The organism is Rhodoblastus acidophilus, from assembly GCF_025961575.1.
GTDB classification, from domain to species: domain Bacteria; phylum Pseudomonadota; class Alphaproteobacteria; order Rhizobiales; family Beijerinckiaceae; genus Rhodoblastus; species Rhodoblastus acidophilus_C.
This window is the reverse complement of record NZ_JAOQNX010000012.1, coordinates 56,263-75,676: the sequence shown is the minus strand read 5'-3', so window position 1 is coordinate 75,676 and position 19,414 is coordinate 56,263. Positions and strand designations below refer to the sequence as shown.

The window sequence follows — 19,414 nt, the reverse complement described above, 5'->3', positions numbered from 1 at the left end:
GATGGGCAAGGTAACCGGTTTTCTGGAAATCGACCGGCAGGACCGCGGCTACAAGCCCGCCGCCGACCGTATCCGCCATTACTCGGAATTCGTGATTCCGCTGTCGGAAGAGGCCACGCGCGAGCAGGCCTCGCGCTGCATGAATTGCGGCATTCCGTTCTGTCACAACGGCTGCCCCGTCAACAACCAGATCCCCGACTGGAACGATCTGGTCTATCGCGGCGACTGGGAAGAGGCGGCGCGCAACCTGCACTCCACCAACAATTTCCCCGAGTTCACCGGCCGCATCTGCCCCGCGCCCTGCGAGGCCGCCTGCACCCTGAACCTCGAGGACATTCCGGTCACCATCAAGACCGTGGAATGCGCCATCGTCGACCGCGCCTGGGAAAGCGGTTTTGTTCGCCCCGAGCCGGCCGCGAAAAAAACCGGCAAGAAGGTGGCGATCATCGGCTCGGGTCCGGCGGGCTTGGCCGCGGCGCAGCAGCTCGCGCGCGCGGGCCACGAGGTCCACGTCTATGAAAAATTCGCCAAGGCCGGCGGCCTGCTGCGCTATGGCATCCCGGACTTCAAGCTCGAAAAGGGCCTGATCGACCGCCGCGTCGCCCAGATGGAAGCCGAAGGGGTCGTGTTCCACTACGATTCCAACATTGGCGTCACCATCCCGGCCAAGCAGATTCATGACAGCCACGACGCCGTCATCCTCGCCGGCGGCTCGGAAAAGCCGCGCGACCTGCCGATCCCCGGCCGCGATCTCGCCGGCGTCCATTTCGCCATGGACTTTTTGCCGCAGCAAAACCGGCGGGTGTCGCGCGAGCGGCTCACCAACGACCCGATCCTCGCGTCCGGAAAACATGTCGTCGTCATCGGCGGCGGCGATACCGGCTCCGACTGTATCGGCACTTCCGTGCGCCAGGGCGCGCTGTCGGTGACCCAGCTCGAAATCATGCAGAAGCCGCCGGCCAAGGAAGACAAGCTGACGTCCTGGCCGTATTGGCCGCTGAAGCTGCGCACGTCGTCTTCGCACATGGAAGGCGCCGACCGCGACTTTGGCGTGATGACCAAGGCCTTTGTCGGCGATTCCGGCGTCAAGGGTCTGAAATGCGTCCGCGTCGACGATCATTTCAAGGAAATCCCCGGCAGCGAATTCGAGCTGCGCGCCGACCTCGTCCTGCTGGCCATGGGCTTTGTCAGCCCCGTCCATGAGGGGCTGTTGCAACAGCTCGGCGTCACCACGGACCCGCGCGGCAATGTGCAGGCCGACACCAAGGGCTACCGCACCAGCGTCGACAAGGTTTTTGCCGCCGGCGACATGCGTCGCGGCCAGTCGCTGGTGGTCTGGGCGATCCGCGAAGGCCGCCAGGCGGCCCGCGCGGTGGACCTGTTCCTGATGGGCGAGAGCGAGCTGCCGCGCTGATCTCTATGTGGCGCGTTTTCTGCAAGCGAAGCGGCATCTGCTTCGCTTGAAGGCGCCGCAATGACCGAAACAGCCTTCGCCTATCACCAACGAACAAAACACGGGTTCGGCGGCTTCGCCGCCAGCCCGGATACGCTGGATTGGGACGCGCAGCCCAATCCGTTCCGCGAATTTTTGGGCGCCGAAAAGATCGACCTCGATCTCGCGCCGCAAAACTGCTCATCCGCCCCCTTTTCGCGCGCCGGTCTCGGCGCGTTGCTGCATCTGAGCTTCGGTCTTTCCGCTTGGAAAAGTTTTGGCCCGGACCGCTGGGCTTTGCGCTGCAATCCGTCGAGCGGCAATCTGCACCCGACCGAGTCTTACGTTTTAAGTGAAAATTTTCCGGGCGTGGCTGATGGCTTGCACCACTATCTCAGCCGCGACCATGTGCTCGAACAGCGCCGCGCCGATCCGCCGGGCGAGGGGCCGCCGCGGCTGTGGATCGGCCTCAGCTCGATCCCCTGGCGCGAAGCCTGGAAATATGGCGAGCGCGCCTTTCGCTATTGCCAGCTCGACCTCGGCCACGCCCTGGGCGCGCTCGCCTATGCCGCAAACACTCTCGGCTTTTCCGCCAAAATGGTCGAAAATCTCGACAGCGCCCCGCTTTCGCGCCTTCTGGGCCTGGATCGCGCCGAGGATTTTGGCCGCGCCGAACGCGAGGACGCCGACGCGCTGATCGAAATTTTCGAACGCGAAGGCGCGCCCTCGGCGCCGGCCGACAAGATCGGCTTGTGGAGCGGCGCCGCCAATCTGCTCGACGCCCGGCCGATGTATCGCTGGCCCGTCATCGACGATGTCGTACAGGCGACACTCGGCTCCGCCGGCGAAAATTTTGTCGCGACCGCCCCACGCGAGGCCAAGGACATCACCGCCGAATTGATCCTGCAACGGCGCAGCGCGCAGGCCTTCAATCCCAAGCATCGCATGGCGCCGGACGAATTTTTCGCCATGCTCGCCGCGCTGGCGCCGCAAAAATCCCCCTTCGACCTGTGGAGTTTTTCGCCCCGCGTCCATCCGCTGCTGTTCGTCCACCGCGTCGAGGGGCTGCCGCAGGGCCTTTACGCCCTGCCGCGCAGCGCCGCGGGCGAGGCGCTGATGCGCCAAAATTTTTTCGCCGATTTCCTCTGGCGCAAGGTGGAGGAGGCGAACCTGCCGCTCTATCTGCTCAAGGAAATGGACGCGCGCGGCCTCGCCCGGCGGCTGTTCTGCAACCAGGGGATCGGCGGCGATTCCTCATTCGGCGTCGCTCTGCTGGCGGAATTTTCGCCCCTGGTGGCGCAAAACCCCTGGCGCTACCGGCAATTGCACTGGGAGGCGGGCCTCATCGGCCAGGTCCTTTATCTCGAAGCCGAGCGACAAAACCTGCGCGGGACCGGAATTGGCTGCTATTTTGATGACGAAACCCACGCCCTGTTCGGGCTGAAGGACCAGAATTTGCAGAGCCTGTACCACTTCACGGTCGGCCTGCCCTATGTGGACTCGCGCATTGCGACCGAGCCGGCCTATCCCACAAAAAGCCGCCCGGAGTTTTTCGCCCATGACGGATCAAACGCTTGACGATTTTTTGCGCGCCGAAGGTTTTGAAAATCTTTTCGCACGCGGAGAAACAAGTCCACGCCTTTGATGCGCGCCGCGCAAAAAGGCGATGCGGCCATGGCGCGAAAAATCCTGCTGGCGGGCGGCGACACATCGGCGCTCAACGCGGACGGGAATAATGCGCTATGGCTCGCCTGCTTCGGCGAAAACCTCGATCTGCTCGACCTGCTGATCGACGCGGGCGTGGACATGAACCATGCGAATGACAATGGCGCGACCGCGCTGATGTTCGCGGCCTCCTCGTCGCGCACCGCCATCGTGCGGCATCTTTTGGCGCGCGGCGCCGACATATCCGCTGAAACCCTCGACGGTTTTTCCGCGCTCGACATGGCCGGCAACGCCGAAATCCTGGCGCTGCTGCGCGCCGCGCGATCGGCGCAGCGGGCGCGCTGAGAAAGAAAAGGCCGGGGAGACCCCAGCCTTCCTAACAGGCTGCTGAAAAAGTCCCGTTCCGATGGCCATGGTTCGAGACGGCTGCTTCGCAGCCTCCTCACCATGAGGGATTTTCCTTATATAGAATAATCGCGTAGCCCTCACCGTGAGGAGCCCGCCTTGGCGGACGTCTCGGGCGCGCGCGCCAGGGCGGGGGCGGTCCACGGGTTTTTCAGCAGCCTGCTAAATCCGCTCAGGGGACCATCACCATGACGTCCGAGGACTTGATCACGGCGCTGGCTTCGCCGCCGACCTTCAAGCCGAGTTCCTCGACCGCTTCGTTGGTGATGGCGGAGGTGACGATCAGGCCTTTGACGTCGATCAGGACATGGGAGGTGGTCGCGCCCTTTTTGATCTCGACGATCTTGCCGGCGAGCACGTTGCGCGCGGAGATTTTCATTGTCTTGCCCTTTCTTGCCGCGCAAGTCGCGCGGATCAGGCGCAGAAGCTAGGGCGTTAGGGAATTCAAATCAATATTGAAAATGCCGCGCTTTCGGGCCGCGTCGCCACGGCCCGAAAGCGCCCGTCGGCGCCCAAAATAATCAGCGCGTCGGCACGATCACCAGGCGCTCGACCAGGGCGCCGCCCTTGAGATGGGTCTCGACGATCTCGTCAATGTCTTCCGGGGTTTTGGGCGCGTACCAGACGCCCTCGGGATAGACCACCATCAGCGGCCCGGCGCGACAAAAACCGAGGCAGCCCGCCGGCGTAAAACCGACCTCGCCGAGACGCTCGGCTTCGAGCTTTTTCGACAGCCGGTCCCACAGCGGCTGCGCGCCCTGCTGGCCGCAGGAGCCGCGCGGATGGCCCGGCGGGCGCTGCGTGTAGCAGGCGAAGACATGCCGGGTGTAGACCTGCGGCACATCGGCGAAAGAGGGGGCGACGTGGACGTTCATGCGCTCACCTTTTCAATGCCGTTGTCGGCCAGAAGTTTTGTAAACTCGCCGCTCGCGGCCATTTCGCGAACGATGTCGCAGCCGCCGACGAACTCGCCCTTCACATAGAGCTGCGGAAAGGTCGGCCAGTTGGAATATTCCTTCAGGCCTTCGCGGATAAAGGGATCGGCGAGCACGTTGACCGAATCGTATTTGACGCCGAACCCGTCGAGCACTTTGACGACGGCGGCGGAGAAACCGCATTGCGGCGCGGCGGGAACGCCCTTCATGAACAGGACAATGTCCGAGCCTTCGACAATGCCCTTGATGCGCTCGCTGGTTTTTTCCGACATGAAATGACCTCTTGGCTGAACGAACGCGACTGTGCAGGCGCGTTTGATCTGGATCAATGCAAAAGCGGGACCACAGCCAATGGCGCCGCGTCGCAACATCGACAGAGACCCGTGTCCGAAACACGACGCAACGCCCGGCCCCGGACTTGCAGCCCTCTCCATCGCACGATCCGTGGAGGTTCCCCCATGCTGCTCAATTTTCCCGGAAGCGAAGAGGTCAATTTCGGAGCGATCAGCCCAAGAATCGACGCGCTGCTGCAACAGGGCGTGGTCGCCTATCGCAGCGATTTTACGCGCGCGGAAAACCTGTTCAGGCAGGCGTTGGACGTCGAGCCCGAAGAACTCGCAAGTTACTTCTGCCTCTACAAAATTCACACTTACCACGGCGATCTCGACGTGGCGCTGGACATGGCGCGGACCGGTCTGCGCAAGGCGGCGCAGCAAGCCGGCTGGCCCGAGGATTGGCGCCAATGGACCCCGCAAAACCCCTTTCCTGAGGGCGCAGGTCGCTTCGCCCTTTACACCCTCAAGGCGACGGCTTTCATCCATCTGCGGCGCGAGGAGGTCGATTCTGCCCAAGACATACTCAATGCCCTGAAAACGCTGGATCCCGCCGGCAAGGTCGGCTGGCCGGTGATCGCAGCGCTTTGCGAGGGAATCGCCGGCTGAAACGCCGCTGGCGCCGCCCTTGCATTTTGAGGTACGACTAGATCAATTAAATTCTCCGTCGGGATTCGGACATGAGCGAAGAAGCAGCAGCCCTGCAAGAACTGACCGAACAGAAATACAAGTACGGTTTCGTCTCCGATATCGAATCCGAATTTGCGCCGAAAGGCCTGAACGAAGACGTCATCCGCTTCATCTCGGCGAAGAAGAACGAGCCGGACTGGCTGCTCGACTATCGCCTCTCGGCCTATCGGCGTTGGGTGAACATGGAGGAGCCCAAATGGGCCAAACTGCATTATCCCAAGATCGACTTCCAGGACGCCTATTATTACGCCGCGCCCAAGGCGAAGGAAGGTCCGCATACGCTCGAGGATGTCGATCCCGAACTGCTGCGGACCTATGAAAAGCTCGGCATTCCCCTGCACGAACAGGAGATTTTGGCCGGCGTCGAGCAGCGCAAGGTGGCGGTGGACGCGGTGTTCGACTCCGTCTCCGTCGTCACCACCTTTAAGGATGAACTGGCCAAGGTCGGCGTCATCTTCTGCCCGATTTCCGAGGCGGTCAAAACCCACCCTGAACTGGTGAAGAAATATCTCGGCTCGGTCGTCCCCGACACCGACAATTTTTACGCCACCCTCAACGCCGCGGTCTTCTCAGAAGGCTCGTTCGTCTATATCCCGCCGGGCGTCCGCTGCCCGATGGAGCTGTCCACCTATTTCCGCATCAATGCGGCCAAATCCGGCCAGTTCGAGCGGACGCTGATCATCGCCGACGCCGGCTCCTACGTCTCCTATCTGGAAGGCTGTACCGCGCCGCAGCGCGACGAAAACCAGTTGCACGCCGCTGTCGTCGAACTGGTCGCGCTCGATGACGCCGAGATCAAATATTCGACGGTGCAAAACTGGTTTCCGGGCGACGAGAACGGCAAGGGCGGCATCTATAATTTCGTCACCAAGCGCGCGGATTGCCGGGGCAAGAATTCCAAAGTGTCCTGGACCCAGGTCGAGACCGGTTCGGCGATCACCTGGAAATATCCGTCCTGCATTCTGCGCGGCGAAAATGCGGTGGGCGAATTCTACTCCATCGCCATCGCCAACAATTTTCAACAGGCCGACACCGGCACGAAAATGATCCACCTGGGCAAAAACACCTCGAGCCGGATCATTTCGAAGGGCATTTCTGCGGGCAAGGCGCAAAACACCTATCGCGGCCTCGTCAGCATCCACCAGAAGGCCGATGGCGCGCGCAATTTCACCCAATGCGACTCGCTGCTGATCGGCGACCAGTGCGGCGCGCATACCGTGCCCTACATCCAGTCCAAGAATCCAAAAGCCATTTTGGAGCACGAGGCCACCACCTCGAAAATCTCCGATGATCAACTGTTCTACTGTCTGTCGCGCGGCATCCCGACCGAGGAAGCCGTCTCGCTGATCGTCAACGGTTTCTGCCGCGAAGTGCTGCAGCAACTGCCCATGGAATTCGCCGTCGAGGCGCAAAAACTCGTCGGACTCAGCCTCGAAGGGAGCGTCGGTTAATGCTCGAGATCAAAGACCTGCACGTCAACGTCCACGGCAAGGAAATCCTCAAAGGTTTGAACCTCAAGGTGCCGCCGGGCGAAGTGCACGCCATCATGGGTCCGAACGGCGCGGGCAAGTCGACCACCTCCTATACGCTGGCGGGCCGCGCCGGCTATGAAGTCACCAAGGGCGAAATCGACTTCTTCGGTGAGGACGTCACGGCGCTGGCGCCGGAAGAGCGCGCCGCCCGCGGCATCTTCCTGGCCTTCCAATACCCGCTGGAAATCCCCGGCGTCTCCACGATGAATTTCTTGAAGACGGCGATGAACTCGCAAGCAAAATTGCGCGGCGAGAGGGAACTCAACGCCGCCGAGTTTTTGCGTGCGGTGCGCTCCGCGGCGAAGGAACTCAACATTTCGGAAGACATGCTCAAGCGCCCGCTCAATGTCGGCTTTTCCGGCGGCGAGAAGAAGCGCAACGAGACCCTGCAAATGGCGCTGCTCAAGCCAAAACTGGCGATCCTCGACGAAATGGATTCCGGCCTCGACATTGACGCGCTGAAACTCGTCGCCGAAGGCGTCAACAAGCTGCGCGCGCCCGACCGGTCTTTCCTCGTCATCACCCACTACCAGCGCCTGCTCGACTATATCGTGCCGGATGTCATCCACATTCTGGCCGGCGGCAAAATCGTGCTTTCGGGCGACAAGAGCCTCGCCCTGCAACTGGAACAGAACGGCTATGACGCCGTGATCGCCAAAGCAGCGTGAGGTTTTCATGACAGGTTCGCTCTCCGAAAACCTGCTCGCCACCATGGAGAAGCGACGCGGCGCCGTCGCTCCCTGGCTCGGCGACCTGCAGGGCCAGGCCCAGGAATTTTTCAAGCGCGAGGGCTTGCCCAATCGCCGCGTGGAAGCCTGGCGTTATTCCGATCTCGCCAAAGTCTTGCGCGACGATCCCGTTGCCGACGCGACGCCGGTCGTCGCCCCGGAACTGCAACAAGCGGCGGTCGCCGCCTTCGTCGATGGCGTGCTGGACGACAAATCCAGTTACGCCCGGGTCGGCGCGCTCAACCTGCGCACGGCGCTCGGCGAAAAGGATTCGCCGCTCGCCCGCATCATCGGCAAGGTCTATCCGCAGGTCGACCACCCGATCGTCAATCTCAACACCGCTTTGCTGGAGGAAGGGCTCGCCCTGCGCGTGCCCGCTGGCGAAAAAGTCAGCCTGCCGCTGCACCTGCGCTTCCTCTGGACCGGCGCCGGTTCGGACCGCCATCTGCGCCTGCTGATCCAGCTTGAAGAGGGCGCCGAACTCACCGTTTACGAGACCCATGATGGCGCGCCGCTGTTTTCGACCGTGGTCACCGAATTCACGCTCGGCAAGGGCGCGAAACTCACCCACATCCGCCAGGAATCGTTTTTGGCGGGCGCGCGTCAGGCGGCGGTCACCCTGGGCGAAATCGCGGAAGAGGCGACCTATCGCGCCTTCTATTTCTCGCAAGGCGGCCAGTTCGCCCGCCACGAGGCGCTGCTCAAACTCGCGGGCGAAACCGCGCATGTCGAACTCGACGGCGCCGTGATGGTCGCGGACAGCCGCCATTGCGACAACACCACGGTGATCGAGCACGCCGCGCCCAATGCGACGTCGAATCAGGTGTTCCGCTCGGTGCTGGCCGGCTCCGCGCGCGGGGTCTATCAGGGCTGCATCAAGGTCGGACAGGTCGCGCAAAAAACCGACGCGCGCCAGCTCAGCCGCGCCCTGCTGCTGTCGCACAAGGCCGAAATCGTCACCAAGCCGGAACTGGAAATCTTTGCCGACGACGTGAAGTGCAGCCATGGCGCCACCGCCGGCGAACTCGACGCCAACGCCCTGTTCTTCCTGCGCGCGCGCGGCATTCCTGAAGCCGAGGCCCGGGCCATGCTGATCGAGGCGTTCTTCGGCGAGGCCCTGGACAAGATCGAGAACGAGGTTTTGCGCGAGGCGATGGCGAAAAGCGTCAACGCCTGGCTGACCACCCACGCCGGCGAGGCCGCCCATGTCGAGTAACGCCCTCCTCAAGGAGACCACGCATTTCGACGTGCGCGCCATCCGCGAGCAATTCCCGATCCTTTCGCGCAACGTTCATGGCAAGCCGCTGGTCTATCTCGACAACGGCGCCTCCGCGCAAAAGCCACAGATCGTGCTCGACACGTTGATGCGCGGCTATTCCGACATTTACGCCAACGTCCATCGCGGCGCGCATTTTCTGTCGGGCGAATCCACAGTCGCCTTTGAACAGGCGCGCGAAACCTGCCGCGCCTTCGTCAACGCCGCCAAGGTCGATGAAATCGTCTTCACCAAAGGCGGAACGGAAGCGATCAATCTGGTCGCCTCCAGCCTCGGCGCGGAAATTTCCGAAGGCGACGAAATCATCGTCTCGGAAATGGAGCACCACTCCAACATCGTGCCGTGGAATTTTCTGCGCGAACGCAAGGGCGCGGTGCTGAAATGGGCGCCGATCAAGGACGACGGTTCCTTCGATCTCGACGCCTTCGCCGCGCTGCTCACGCCGCGGACGAAAATCGTCGCGATCACTCACATGTCCAACGTGCTGGGCACGCTGACCCCGGTGGCGGAGATCGTCAAACTGGCGCACGGCGTCGGCGCCAAGGTGCTGATCGACGGCTGCCAGGGTTCTGTGCACGAGATCGTCGATGTGCAGGCGCTCGGCGTCGATTTCTACGTCACCACCGGCCACAAGCTCTATGGCCCCACCGGCATCGGTTTTCTCTACGGCAAATACGATCTGCTGGCGCAGATGCAGCCCTATCAGGGCGGCGGCGAAATGATCGCCGATGTCTACAAGGACAAGGTCACTTACGCGGCCCCGCCGCACCGTTTTGAAGCGGGCACGCCGCCGATCGTCGAAGCCATCGGCCTCGGCGCGGCGCTCGACTTCATGATGGGGCTCGACCGCGAGGCGGTCGCCGCGCACGAAGCCGCTCTGCTCGCCCATGCGACGGAGGAAATCGACAAGCTCGGCAAAGTCCGCATCTTTGGCCGCGCGCCGAACAAGGGCGCATTGGTGACGTTTGATGTCGAGGGCGCGCACCCGCAGGACGTGTCAACCATTCTCGACCGCGCCGGCATTGCGGTGCGCGCGGGATCGCATTGCGCGCAGCCGCTGATGACGAAGCTCGGCCTCACCGCGAGCGCCCGCGCCTCCTTCGCGCTCTACAACACCCATGAGGAGGTGGAAGTTTTGGTGAAGGGTCTGCGCCGCGTGCTGGAGTTGTTTGCATGATGGATGCGCCTGTTTTTCGCGAAGACGTCGTACTGCCCGAATGGACCGGCGATCTGGAGCAGGACGCCATCGCCGCGATCCGGACCGTGTTCGACCCGGAAATCCCGGTCAATGTTTATGACCTCGGGCTGATCTACCGGCTCGACGTCTCCAACCCGGAAAATATTGAGATCGACATGACCCTTACCGCGCCGGGCTGCCCGGTCGCGGGGGAAATGCTGAAGCGCGTGGAGCGGGCGGTTCTGCTCGCCCCCGGCGCCAAGGCGGTCAAGATGAACCTGGTGTTCGACCCGCCGTGGAGCCCGGCCACCATGTCCGACGAGGCAAAGCTCGAATTGGGGATGCTTTAGCCTCGCGCCCCAGCAAAAAAACGTCATGCCCGCGCTTGTCGCGGGCATCCACGCCGGCATGGAGGAGAGTACGACCGGCTTTGGAGATAGAGGGGTGTCCCGTTGTGAAAGGCGCCGCATTCCATGCCGGCGTGGATGGCCGGGACGACGCCCGGCCATGACGGCCACTGACATTTTCGCCCTTCCGGACGGTCGCGGCGCTGGACACAGGAGCCAAGGATGGAACTCTTCGCCGTTTGCAGCACGTTTGAGATCGAGGACCATTCCGCAAGAGGGTTTGTCTTGCAAAAGGCGGTGGAGGAGGACGGCAAAAAGGTCGGAAAACCCTGGCCCATCGTCATCTCGCGAAAAGGCAAGAATTTTTATGGCTTCGAAAATTCCTGCCCGCATCAAGGCAAGCGCCTCGACGCCGGATTGGAAGAGTTCATGGACGAGGCCGGAAATTTCCTCGTCTGCCGCCACCACGGGGCGCAATTCGATCTCGACACCGGCGCCTGTTTTTCCGGCCCCTGCCAGGGCCAAAATCTCAAGACCATCCAAGTCGTCGTCGATGACGGAGACGTCTGCATCACCGGCGTCGAACTTTTTGAGGAAGACGGGCTCGACCTCGAAGACGAGGGCCCCGGCGTGATGATCACCAGCGACTGATTTTTCGAAACCATCGTCGAAACTGAACAGGCCGCAAAGCCTGAACGTTTGCGCGCGCCTGTCTTCACAACAAAGCAGGCGCCCCCAAAAAACCGATCCGACCGGCAGATGGAGACCAAAATGCTCGACATGACCGAATTGATGAAGCGCAAGAAGGCGATCAACATCAGCGTGGTCTTCGCCGATCCCGACCTGTTCCTCTCCCTTTTTGAGCCGTGGCTGGAAATCACCGCCCATGTCTCCGCTGTGCGCGCCGGCGAGGCGGCGCCCGCCGCCGACGGCCAGCCCCCGGCGCTCACGCCCCAGCAATTGAAAAGCGGCGGCGTCGGCGCGGTGGCCAAGGACGCGCTGTTCGCTTTCGCCATGACCGCCGCGCTCAAGGGCGACCGCGCCGGCCTGGAAAAACTCAAGTCCGGCCTTTTGCAAAAATATGGCGCGGATTTCCCGGGCGCCCCGGCTTTTTGGAGCTTTGACGGCGATATCGAAGAGCCGGTCAGCCTCGAAGACCATGTCGGCCAGGCCGCGCAAAAACTGCTCGACAACGCCCCGGTTCCACCGCCGATGCGCGCCAAGGAGAACTGGAATACCGGCCTGCGCTTTCTGGAAAAGGCGCGCGGCTCCAATTTCGCCCAGGAAATCATTTATGCGCTGGCGCTGTGGACCCGGACGCGCTGGACCGAGACGCTGGAAAAAGGCGTCGCCTTTCTCGCCCATATCGAGGACAATGTGCCGATCCTGCGCGACATCCTGGCGGAGCCGCGCAATGACGAAGCTTTCGTCGCCAATGTCCTGCTGAAAATGGCCCCGGCCATCGAGCAGGATTTGTCCGAGGAAGCCACGGGTTTCTTGCGATCGCTCGCCCGCCGCGCCTGAGGGAGCACCGATGACCTTTATCGCCATGAACCGTTTCCGCGTTGCGCTCGGCCGCGAGGCGCAATTTGAAGAGGTCTGGCGCAATCGCCAGAGCGACTTGCCCGCCATGCCCGGTTTTGTCGTTTTCCACCTGCTGCGCGGCGCCAGCGATGAGGAAGCGACCACATTCGTGTCCCACACAATCTGGGAAAGCGAACAGGCTTTTGAAGCCTGGACCAAATCCGAAGCGTTCCGACGCGCCCATTCCGGCGCGCCCAAAACGCAAGGGCTATATCTGGGACCGCCGCGCTTCGAGGGTTTTGTCGCGGTTTCGGAAACACGCAAGGCTTAAGCGCCGTCGCGGACATGACGGCCTCGTAAACACTGCGACATTCTCACGACGAAACGGACGCATTCGGCCCCACAATCCCGACAAGTCAGGCCCTCGGCGCATGGCGCGACCCATGCATGGACAACATGACCCGGACAAAAGAAAGCCGGGCGTTGCGGGTTGGGTTTTGAGGGGCGGGGCCATGAACGCGACTTCCTTTCCTTATTTCGTCTCGGCCACCGACGCGGATGTCGCGGTGATCCTGGGGACCAATGAGATTGCCTCGGCCTTGGCCGTAAGACTGCGCAAGGGCGGCTATCACGTCATCCTCACCCACGAGCCCTGCCCGCCGGTTCTGCGTCGGGGCATGTCTTTCGATGACGCCCTCTACGACGACGAATGCGAATTGGACGGCGTGCGCGCGCGCAGAGCGGAAGACGCGGTGCATCTCGCCGAAATCGCCGCCGAGGACGCCTGTGTCGCGGTGACGCCGCTGCAATTGAGCGATCTGCTGGCGCTGCGCCGCATCCAGTTGCTGATCGACGCGCGGCTGAAACCCTCGACCGCCACGCCGGATTACCGCCATTACGTCGGCCTCTCCGTCGGACTGGGCGATCATTTCAAGGTGGGCGAAAACTGCGATCTCGCCCTTGAGGCGGCGCCCACCCATTGCGGCGCCGTGCATCATTGCGTCGCGCAGCAGCCGTGCCAGAGCGCAGTCGGTCGCGACGACCCCGCTTTCTCCGTCACGCCGGCGCGGGGCGTCTGGCATACGGCGCTCGAGATCGGCGATTCCGTGGCGCGCGGCGATTTGATCGGCCGTATCGGCGAAGCCTCGGTGCGGGCGCGCCTCGATGGCGTGCTGGTCGGGCTCGCCCGCGACGGCCTGATGCTCGCCGAGGGCTCGCCGGTCGCCGAAATCGCGCCCGACGAGGGTCGGACTTGCCGGGGGCTGGACCCCGACGCCAAAAACCTTGCCAAGGCCGCGCTCGCGGCGATAAAGGGGACAGCGAAACGAGGTTTTAGGGCCGCCCCCCATTCACGCTGATGCCGATTCTTTTTTCCGATTCAGAACTCGAGCGCCTGCTGGACGACGACGTCCCCTTCGGCGATTTGACCACCGACCAGCTCGGCCTCGCCAGCGCCAGCGGCCGCATGGATTTTTCCGCACGAAGCCCGATGGTTGTCGCCTTGGCCGAAGCGGCGGCGCGTCTGCTTGAGCTCGCTGGCGCGCGCGTGACGCTGGCCGCCCACAGCGGCGACCGGCTCGCGGCGGGCGCGCCGATCCTGTCTGCGAGCGGCCCCGCGCCCGCCTTGCTGCGCGGCTGGAAAGTGGCGCAAACCCTGATCGAAATCTGGTCCGGCGTCGCCAGCGCGACACGCGACATTCTGGACGAGGCCCGCGCGGCGGCGCCCGACATTTGCGTCGCCTGCACGCGAAAGAACACGCCGGGGACAAAAAAATTCGCCGCCGCCGCCGTCGAGGCCGGGGGCGCGGTCATGCACCGGCTCGGCCTGTCGGAAACCGTTCTGGTCTTCCCCGAACATTTGCGCTTCTTGCCCGGCGTGACTCTGGACGAGGTCGCGACAAAACTGCGCAAAAAATTGCCGGAGAAAAAACTGGCGATCGAGGTCAAGGACCACGACCAGGCGCTTGCCGCCGCCCGCGCCCGCTTTCACCTGATCCAGGCGGAAAAATTTTCGCCCGAAGAGATTGCGCGCCTGTCAAAGTCCCTCAGCGGCTTGCACGGCCGGCCCTTGCTGGCGGCGGCCGGCGGCGTGAAGCGCGACAATGCCCGCGCCTATGCGCTAGGGGGCGCGGACATTCTTGTCACATCGTCGCCATATTACGCCCCGCCCAAGGATGTTGCAGTGACCATTGTCGCGGATTGTTAGGCTTTTGCGGCGGCTACGGAGATGCCCATGTTCAATTTGCGACAATTTTAGGCGCGAGCTGAGCTTGGCGCCTGTTTTTTGGCGTTTCCACAGGCGATGCCGAGGCGTATCTTTGTCGCATATCGGACGCGGCTGGGTGTGACGCCTTCCACCCATATACGTGTTTCAAATCTCGAAGACGGCAAGCGGGCGAGGCCCGTCATCGCATGGCGCAGCCTGAAGGGCGATCCTTCGGTGTGTTGGCGCGTGGAAGGAGCCGAACGATGAGTTCAGCCGAAAAAGTCATGTTCGAACCGGCTTACAAAGACGTCGCGCTCGCCGGCGTCTATGAAATCTCGAAAATCCTCACCGGCGCGCAATCGCTCGAACGCACATTGGGCGCGGTGATCGCGGTGCTCGCCTCGTTCATGCAGATGCGGCGCGGCTTCATCCTGGCTCTGGACGCGGATGGCGAGCCGGAAATCACCGCCTCGTCGGACGCCTCCGCCAAGGGCGGCGCCAAAACCCTGCTGCCGCAGAAGGTGATCGACCATATCGTCGCCACCGGAGTCCCACTGGTGATCGAGGACATTTCGACCCACCAATATTTCACCGGCACCGCCTACCGGCATCTGCTGCCGCCGATGACCAAGGTCAGCTTCCTCGGCGTGCCGATCAAAGTGGACGGCGTGTCGAAGGGCACGCTCACCGTCGACCGCGAATGGAACAACAAGCTCGACTTCCGTTTGGAAGACGACGTGCGCCTGCTCACCATGGTCGCCAATCTGGTGGGCCAGGCGATGCGCATGCATGCGCTGATCGCCCGCGACCGCGACCGCCTCATTCGTGAGCAGCATAGGCTGGAAAAGGCGCTGGTCGAAGTCGGCGGCTCCAAGCCGTCCTCCGCGGCGCCGCGTGGAAAATTCGATTTCATCGTCGGCGAGAGCCCCGCGATCCGTACGCTGCTGCAAAAGATCGAAGTGGCGGCGCGCTCCAACGCCACCGTGCTGCTGCGCGGCGAAACCGGCGCCGGCAAGGAGCTTTTCGCGCGAGCGGTGCATGAAAACTCGCCTCGCGCCAAGGGGCCGTTCGTCAAGGTCAATTGCGCGGCGCTGCCGGAAAGCGTGATCGAATCGGAACTGTTCGGCCATGAAAAAGGCTCGTTCACCGGCGCGGTCGGCCAGCGCGCCGGACGTTTCGAACTTGCCGATGGCGGCACATTGTTTCTGGACGAAATCGGCGAAATCTCCGCCTCGTTCCAGGCCAAGCTGTTGCGCGTGCTGCAAGAGGGCGAGTTCGAGCGCGTTGGCGGCGCGAAAACCCTCAAAGTGGATGTGCGCATCGTCTGCGCCACCAACCGCAACCTCGAAGAGGCGGTGGCGCGCGGCGATTTCCGCGCCGACCTTTATTACCGCATCAATGTGGTGACCCTGCTGATCCCGCCGCTGCGCGAGCGCCCCGGCGACATCAAGCTGCTGGCCAAGCGTTTCTTGGAACAGTTCGGCCAGGAGAACGGCTTCGAAAAGACCTTTTCGGGCGCCGCGCTGGAACGGCTGTCGCATTGCGCCTTCCCCGGCAATGTGCGCGAGCTGGAAAACTGCGTGCGCCGCACGGCGACGCTCGCCGCCGGCGGGGAAATCGCCGAAGCGGATCTGGCCTGCGCGCAAGGCTGTTGCCTCTCCGCGACCTTGTGGAAGGGTCATAATGCGCTGACGGGGCTGCACACGAGCCCGACGCCGCAACCCACCATGCCGCCGATCACGGCGCGCCCCGCGCCGGAGCCTCACAAGCCGGCGCCCGAACCCCGCCCGGCGCCCGAAACCTTCGTGCCGGCCGCGCCGCCGCCGCTCGAACCGGTCGGCGCGCATTCTGCCTGCGCCGATCACGCGGCGGAGGCCCTGGAGCGCGGCCTGCCGATCGACTGTCCCTCGCCCGACCATTGTCCGGTGGTGCATCCGGGCAAGAGCGAGCGCGAACGGCTGATCGAGGCGCTGGAAAAAACCGGCTGGGTGCAAGCCAAGGCGGCGCGCCTGCTCGGCCTCACTCCGCGCCAGATCGGCTATGCCCTGCGCAAGCAGAATATCGACATTAAGAAGTTCTGACACGTCGTGTACGGAATGGCGCCTGATTGTACGTGACGGCGCCATTCCCTTTCCCCGCGCCGGGGTAAGGGGCGGGGGCATTCGCCGCGAAACCGGCGCGCAATTCATTTGAAACGGTCGATTTCCCGGCGATCGCGTCGCCAGCGCCCCAGCTCAGCTCCCCTTATCCTTCCCGCGTGAGAAGAGCCGCAGTCCCTGGCGCGCGCCTTGCTTGAGTTCACACTCGAACGAGGTTTTCATGACTTTGACCGACGAGAACGAGGCGGCCGAGGATTGGACCGGCCGTACATTTTCCTGTCAGGATTGCCTGCACCAGAATTTGCGCGAGGGGGGGCGTTGCTGTCTTGGGCGCATTTGCGTGCGCGATAAGCGCGCGCGGCGCATCGACGGCTTTTTCGCCAAAAACCCGGAATATGCCGGCGACTATCTCGACCATCTTTATTTCGAGGTGCGGGCGCTGGCGGCGAAATACGCGAATCCTTTCCAGCTCACCCGGCTGATGAAGGACCCGGAGGCGGAGGTCCGCGCCGTCGCGGCGCTCAAGCTCCCGCTGGCGCGCGTGCGCGACATGCGTCATGACAAGAGCAGCGCCGTGCGGCAGGCCTGCGCGCTGCGTCTGGACGGCGCCGATCTCGTCGCCATGGCGAGGGATGAAAACGAGCAGGTGCGTCTGACCGTGGCGCGCCGGCTCGATCCGCCGCTGCTGCCGATGTTTCTCGACGATCCCGCGCCGAGCGTCCGCCGCGAGGTCGCCGCGCGGATCGCGACCAACCGGCTCTATCCTCTGCTGCACGATGAGGACGCGCTGGTGCGCCGCGCCGCCGCCGAACGCGCCGCGCCGGATTCGCTGAGCCTGCTGGTCAACGATCCCGACCTGCGGCTGCGCTATGTCGTCGCCGACCGCGCCCCGCGCGAGGTGGCCATCAAACTGGTCAACGACATGGACGAGGAGGTGGCGCGGCGGGCGAAGGAGCGGCGCGACGAAACTCCGAATTGATCAGAGCCAGCCTTTTCCCTTCATCGCCGCGACGATTTTTTGCGCGAGCAGGGCATTGCCGATCCTGTTGAGGTGATTGTCGTCGAGATAGAGCGGCGCTCCGTCCTGCTCGATCACGCATCGGCCGGGGCGCGCGCGATTGCAGAAAATCTCCTCCGGCTTGACGCGCAAAAGGTTGGGGTGGTCGCCGATCCGATCCAATTGCGCATGAACGGCCCGCGTCCGCCGCAGATAGACATCATGGCTGATGCTGAGCGGCGGCGCGCCAAACAGGTTTTTCGCGAACTGGTTGTGAATGACGCGGCGCGGCGTGTTCCACCCGGTCTCCGGCGCGGAATAGACGAGAACGACGCGACGCCCCGCTTGCAGAAAGGCTTCTATCTGGTCGCGAAAAGCTTTTCCGAGCGCCGCGTCGCGCGCGTCCGCATCGGCGAAGTGTGGAACCTTGTCCAGCAGCGCAAGGCCCTGGCCGGGAACCCCGGCGACGCCGCCTTCGCCATTGTCGACAAACTCGCTTTCGAAGGGAACCGGCCATCGCGCGAAAACGACGAGCGTCGTCAGGTCCTTATGATCGTCGAGATAGCGCAGCGCGCTGTCGATGAAGTCCGGACACATGCGCCGCTTGGAATCGTTGAAGATGAGGCCGCGCGCCGGCGGGCAGCCGCCGTGGGCGAGTTCCTTGACGGCTTGCGAAAACGGCGCGACGGCCTCGCCCAGGCTCTCGGCGAGCACGTCGGCGTGGCTGTCGCCGAGCAGCGCCATGGTGGGCGCGCGCCCGGCGGGGAACACGCAGGAGTTTTCGTTGACCGCGATCTTCCACATGTCGGACTGGCAGCGCGCGGCGGCGGCCGAGAGGTGACGATCCTGCCAGTCGGCGATGGCGGCGAATTCAGGCGAGCGCGCGGGAAAACCATTTTGCAGGACGGTGATGCGGCCGGCGACGATCAGGGCGAGGCCGCAGGCGAGGGCGCTCCCGAAAATCCAGCGCCGGGAATGGAAAGCGCGGTTGCGAAACGGGCGCTCGACGAACCGCCAGGACGCCCAGGCGAGCGCGAAGGTCAGCACAATCAGCGCCGCCATGACGAAAAACGGCGGCGCACCATCGACTTTCACCCGCGCGAAGGCGAACAGCGGCTGGTGCCAGAGATAGGCGCTGTAACTGATCGCGCCGATGAAAACCAAGGGACGCGAGCCGAGCAAACGGCCGATCCATGTATCCGCGCGCGCGAAAGCGAGGATGAGGGCGGCGCCGCCAGTCGGCGCGAGCGCCCAGACATTGGGCATGTTCAAATCCTGGCTCAGCGCGACATAGCTGGCGATGAGCAGCAGAGCGCCGAGCAGCGCCGCGCCCTGCCGGAATTTTCTGGGATAGGCGCCGAAATGCGTCGACGCCAGCGCCAGCAAGCCGCCGAGGCCGAGCTCCCAGGCGCGAAACGGCAGGAGATAGAAATTGGCCTGCGGGTCGATCCCCGACATGACTTGCGCCGCGGCCAGGCTCGCCAGCGACACCAAGGCGACCACGCCGAGCGCGACCTTGCGCCCGAAACGGAGGGCGAAAACGAGCACCAAGGGCGCAAGGACGTAATATTGCTCCTCGACGCCCAGTGACCAGGTGTGGATGAGCGGATAGGTCTCCACATTGGGCGTGAAATAGCTGATCTTTCCGTTGAAATAGATGTTCGAGCCGAACAGGGCGGTCGCGACCACGCTTTCCGCGAAGGTCCGGAGTTCGTTGGGATACAACAATACGAAAGCCGCGAATGCGGACGCGAGCATGACCAGATAGAGCGCCGGAAGGATGCGGCGGACGCGGCGTTCGTAGAAGGCGACGAAGGAAAACGCGCCGCTTTGCGCTTCCTGGGCAATAATGCCGGTGATCAGGAACCCGCTGATGACGAAGAAGACGTCGACGCCGAGAAAGCCCGCAGGCAGCCATGTCGCCCCGGCATGCGCCAGAATGACGGGAACGACGGCGACAGCGCGCAAGCCGTCGATTTCAGCTCTGTATTTCAGCGACACCAGCGATGGATACCATAACGCGCTCTAAACCGAGCAGATGTCCGTTGCGGCATGCAAAGTCAAGGTCG

Annotated in this window: 19 protein-coding genes and 1 pseudogene; 16 read left to right on the top strand and 4 right to left on the bottom strand. The window is 63.3% G+C overall.

What is annotated here, in order from left to right:
* The first annotated feature begins 1 nt into the window (after position 1).
* The 3 genes and pseudogenes from M2320_RS10545 to M2320_RS10535 all read left to right on the top strand — a co-directional run.
* On the top strand, positions 2-1,414 hold the full coding sequence (locus M2320_RS10545; RefSeq protein ID WP_184426431.1) for a glutamate synthase subunit beta: 1,413 nt from the start codon (positions 2-4) through the stop codon (positions 1,412-1,414).
* Positions 1,415-1,474: 60 nt separating this feature from the next.
* Positions 1,475-3,010 (top strand): nitroreductase, encoded by a 1,536-nt coding sequence (locus tag M2320_RS10540; protein WP_264597240.1) that lies wholly within the window; start codon positions 1,475-1,477, stop codon positions 3,008-3,010.
* A gap of 57 nt (positions 3,011-3,067) precedes the next feature.
* A pseudogene (locus M2320_RS10535) lies at positions 3,068-3,442 on the top strand (ankyrin repeat domain-containing protein); the annotation flags it as partial.
* 232 nt (positions 3,443-3,674) lie between these two features.
* On the opposite strand, the gene M2320_RS10530 reads toward M2320_RS10535, so the two are convergent.
* The 3 genes from M2320_RS10530 to grxD form a co-directional block, all read right to left on the bottom strand.
* Positions 3,675-3,881, bottom strand: a complete 207-nt coding sequence (locus M2320_RS10530) for a TOBE domain-containing protein (protein ID WP_184426434.1) — start codon at positions 3,879-3,881, stop codon at positions 3,675-3,677.
* Between the two features lie 142 nt (positions 3,882-4,023).
* The gene (locus tag M2320_RS10525) at positions 4,024-4,377 is read right to left on the bottom strand and encodes a (2Fe-2S) ferredoxin domain-containing protein (protein ID WP_264597238.1); all 354 of its coding nucleotides are present in this window, start codon (positions 4,375-4,377) and stop codon (positions 4,024-4,026) included.
* Complete coding sequence (grxD, locus tag M2320_RS10520) at positions 4,374-4,709, bottom strand: Grx4 family monothiol glutaredoxin (RefSeq protein WP_184426436.1); 336 nt, start codon at positions 4,707-4,709, stop codon at positions 4,374-4,376. Before grxD ends, M2320_RS10525 begins: the two co-directional genes overlap by 4 nt.
* 186 nt (positions 4,710-4,895) lie before the next feature.
* On the opposite strand from grxD, the gene M2320_RS10515 reads away from it, so the two are divergent.
* The 13 genes from M2320_RS10515 to M2320_RS10455 all read left to right on the top strand — a co-directional run bounded on the left by M2320_RS10515 (position 4,896) and on the right by M2320_RS10455 (position 17,327).
* A complete protein-coding gene (locus M2320_RS10515; protein ID WP_264597237.1) occupies positions 4,896-5,378 on the top strand; it encodes a tetratricopeptide repeat protein in 483 nt (160 codons plus the stop codon).
* A gap of 71 nt (positions 5,379-5,449) precedes the next feature.
* Positions 5,450-6,910 (top strand): Fe-S cluster assembly protein SufB, encoded by a 1,461-nt coding sequence (sufB, locus tag M2320_RS10510; protein ID WP_184426437.1) that lies wholly within the window; start codon positions 5,450-5,452, stop codon positions 6,908-6,910.
* The gene (gene sufC / locus M2320_RS10505; protein ID WP_264597236.1) at positions 6,910-7,659 is read left to right on the top strand and encodes a Fe-S cluster assembly ATPase SufC; all 750 of its coding nucleotides are present in this window, start codon (positions 6,910-6,912) and stop codon (positions 7,657-7,659) included. The genes sufB and sufC overlap by 1 nt, the downstream gene beginning before the upstream one ends.
* A 7-nt stretch (positions 7,660-7,666) precedes the next feature.
* The gene (gene sufD, locus M2320_RS10500) at positions 7,667-8,935 is read left to right on the top strand and encodes a Fe-S cluster assembly protein SufD (RefSeq protein ID WP_264597235.1); all 1,269 of its coding nucleotides are present in this window, start codon (positions 7,667-7,669) and stop codon (positions 8,933-8,935) included.
* Entirely contained in the window at positions 8,925-10,172 is a 1,248-nt protein-coding gene (locus tag M2320_RS10495; RefSeq protein WP_264597234.1) for a SufS family cysteine desulfurase, read from the top strand. The genes sufD and M2320_RS10495 overlap by 11 nt, the downstream gene beginning before the upstream one ends.
* Positions 10,169-10,522 (top strand): iron-sulfur cluster assembly protein, encoded by a 354-nt coding sequence (locus M2320_RS10490; RefSeq protein WP_319801427.1) that lies wholly within the window; start codon positions 10,169-10,171, stop codon positions 10,520-10,522. Before M2320_RS10495 ends, M2320_RS10490 begins: the two co-directional genes overlap by 4 nt.
* A gap of 219 nt (positions 10,523-10,741) precedes the next feature.
* Positions 10,742-11,170, top strand: a complete 429-nt coding sequence (locus M2320_RS10485) for a Rieske (2Fe-2S) protein (RefSeq protein WP_264597233.1) — start codon at positions 10,742-10,744, stop codon at positions 11,168-11,170.
* Positions 11,171-11,290: 120 nt separating this feature from the next.
* Entirely contained in the window at positions 11,291-12,043 is a 753-nt protein-coding gene (locus M2320_RS10480; protein WP_264597232.1) for a hypothetical protein, read from the top strand.
* 10 nt (positions 12,044-12,053) lie between these two features.
* Positions 12,054-12,374 carry an antibiotic biosynthesis monooxygenase family protein gene (locus M2320_RS10475; RefSeq protein WP_264597231.1) on the top strand — a complete coding sequence of 107 codons (321 nt, stop codon included), beginning with the start codon at positions 12,054-12,056 and terminating at the stop codon, positions 12,372-12,374.
* Positions 12,375-12,555: 181 nt separating this feature from the next.
* Positions 12,556-13,401: a xanthine dehydrogenase gene (locus tag M2320_RS10470; RefSeq protein WP_264597230.1), complete on the top strand. Its 846-nt coding sequence runs from the start codon at positions 12,556-12,558 to the stop codon at positions 13,399-13,401.
* Entirely contained in the window at positions 13,401-14,249 is an 849-nt protein-coding gene (gene modD, locus M2320_RS10465; RefSeq protein ID WP_264597229.1) for a ModD protein, read from the top strand. Before M2320_RS10470 ends, modD begins: the two co-directional genes overlap by 1 nt.
* Before the next feature lie 263 nt (positions 14,250-14,512).
* Entirely contained in the window at positions 14,513-16,330 is a 1,818-nt protein-coding gene (gene nifA, locus M2320_RS10460) for a nif-specific transcriptional activator NifA (RefSeq protein ID WP_264597228.1), read from the top strand.
* Positions 16,331-16,568: 238 nt separating this feature from the next.
* Positions 16,569-17,327 carry a 4Fe4S-binding leucine-rich repeat protein gene (locus tag M2320_RS10455; protein ID WP_184426464.1) on the top strand — a complete coding sequence of 253 codons (759 nt, stop codon included), beginning with the start codon at positions 16,569-16,571 and terminating at the stop codon, positions 17,325-17,327.
* On the opposite strand, the gene M2320_RS10450 is transcribed toward M2320_RS10455, so the two are convergent.
* The gene (locus M2320_RS10450; protein ID WP_264597227.1) at positions 17,328-19,346 is read right to left on the bottom strand and encodes an acyltransferase family protein; all 2,019 of its coding nucleotides are present in this window, start codon (positions 19,344-19,346) and stop codon (positions 17,328-17,330) included.
* Between the last annotated feature and the right edge of the window lie 68 nt (positions 19,347-19,414).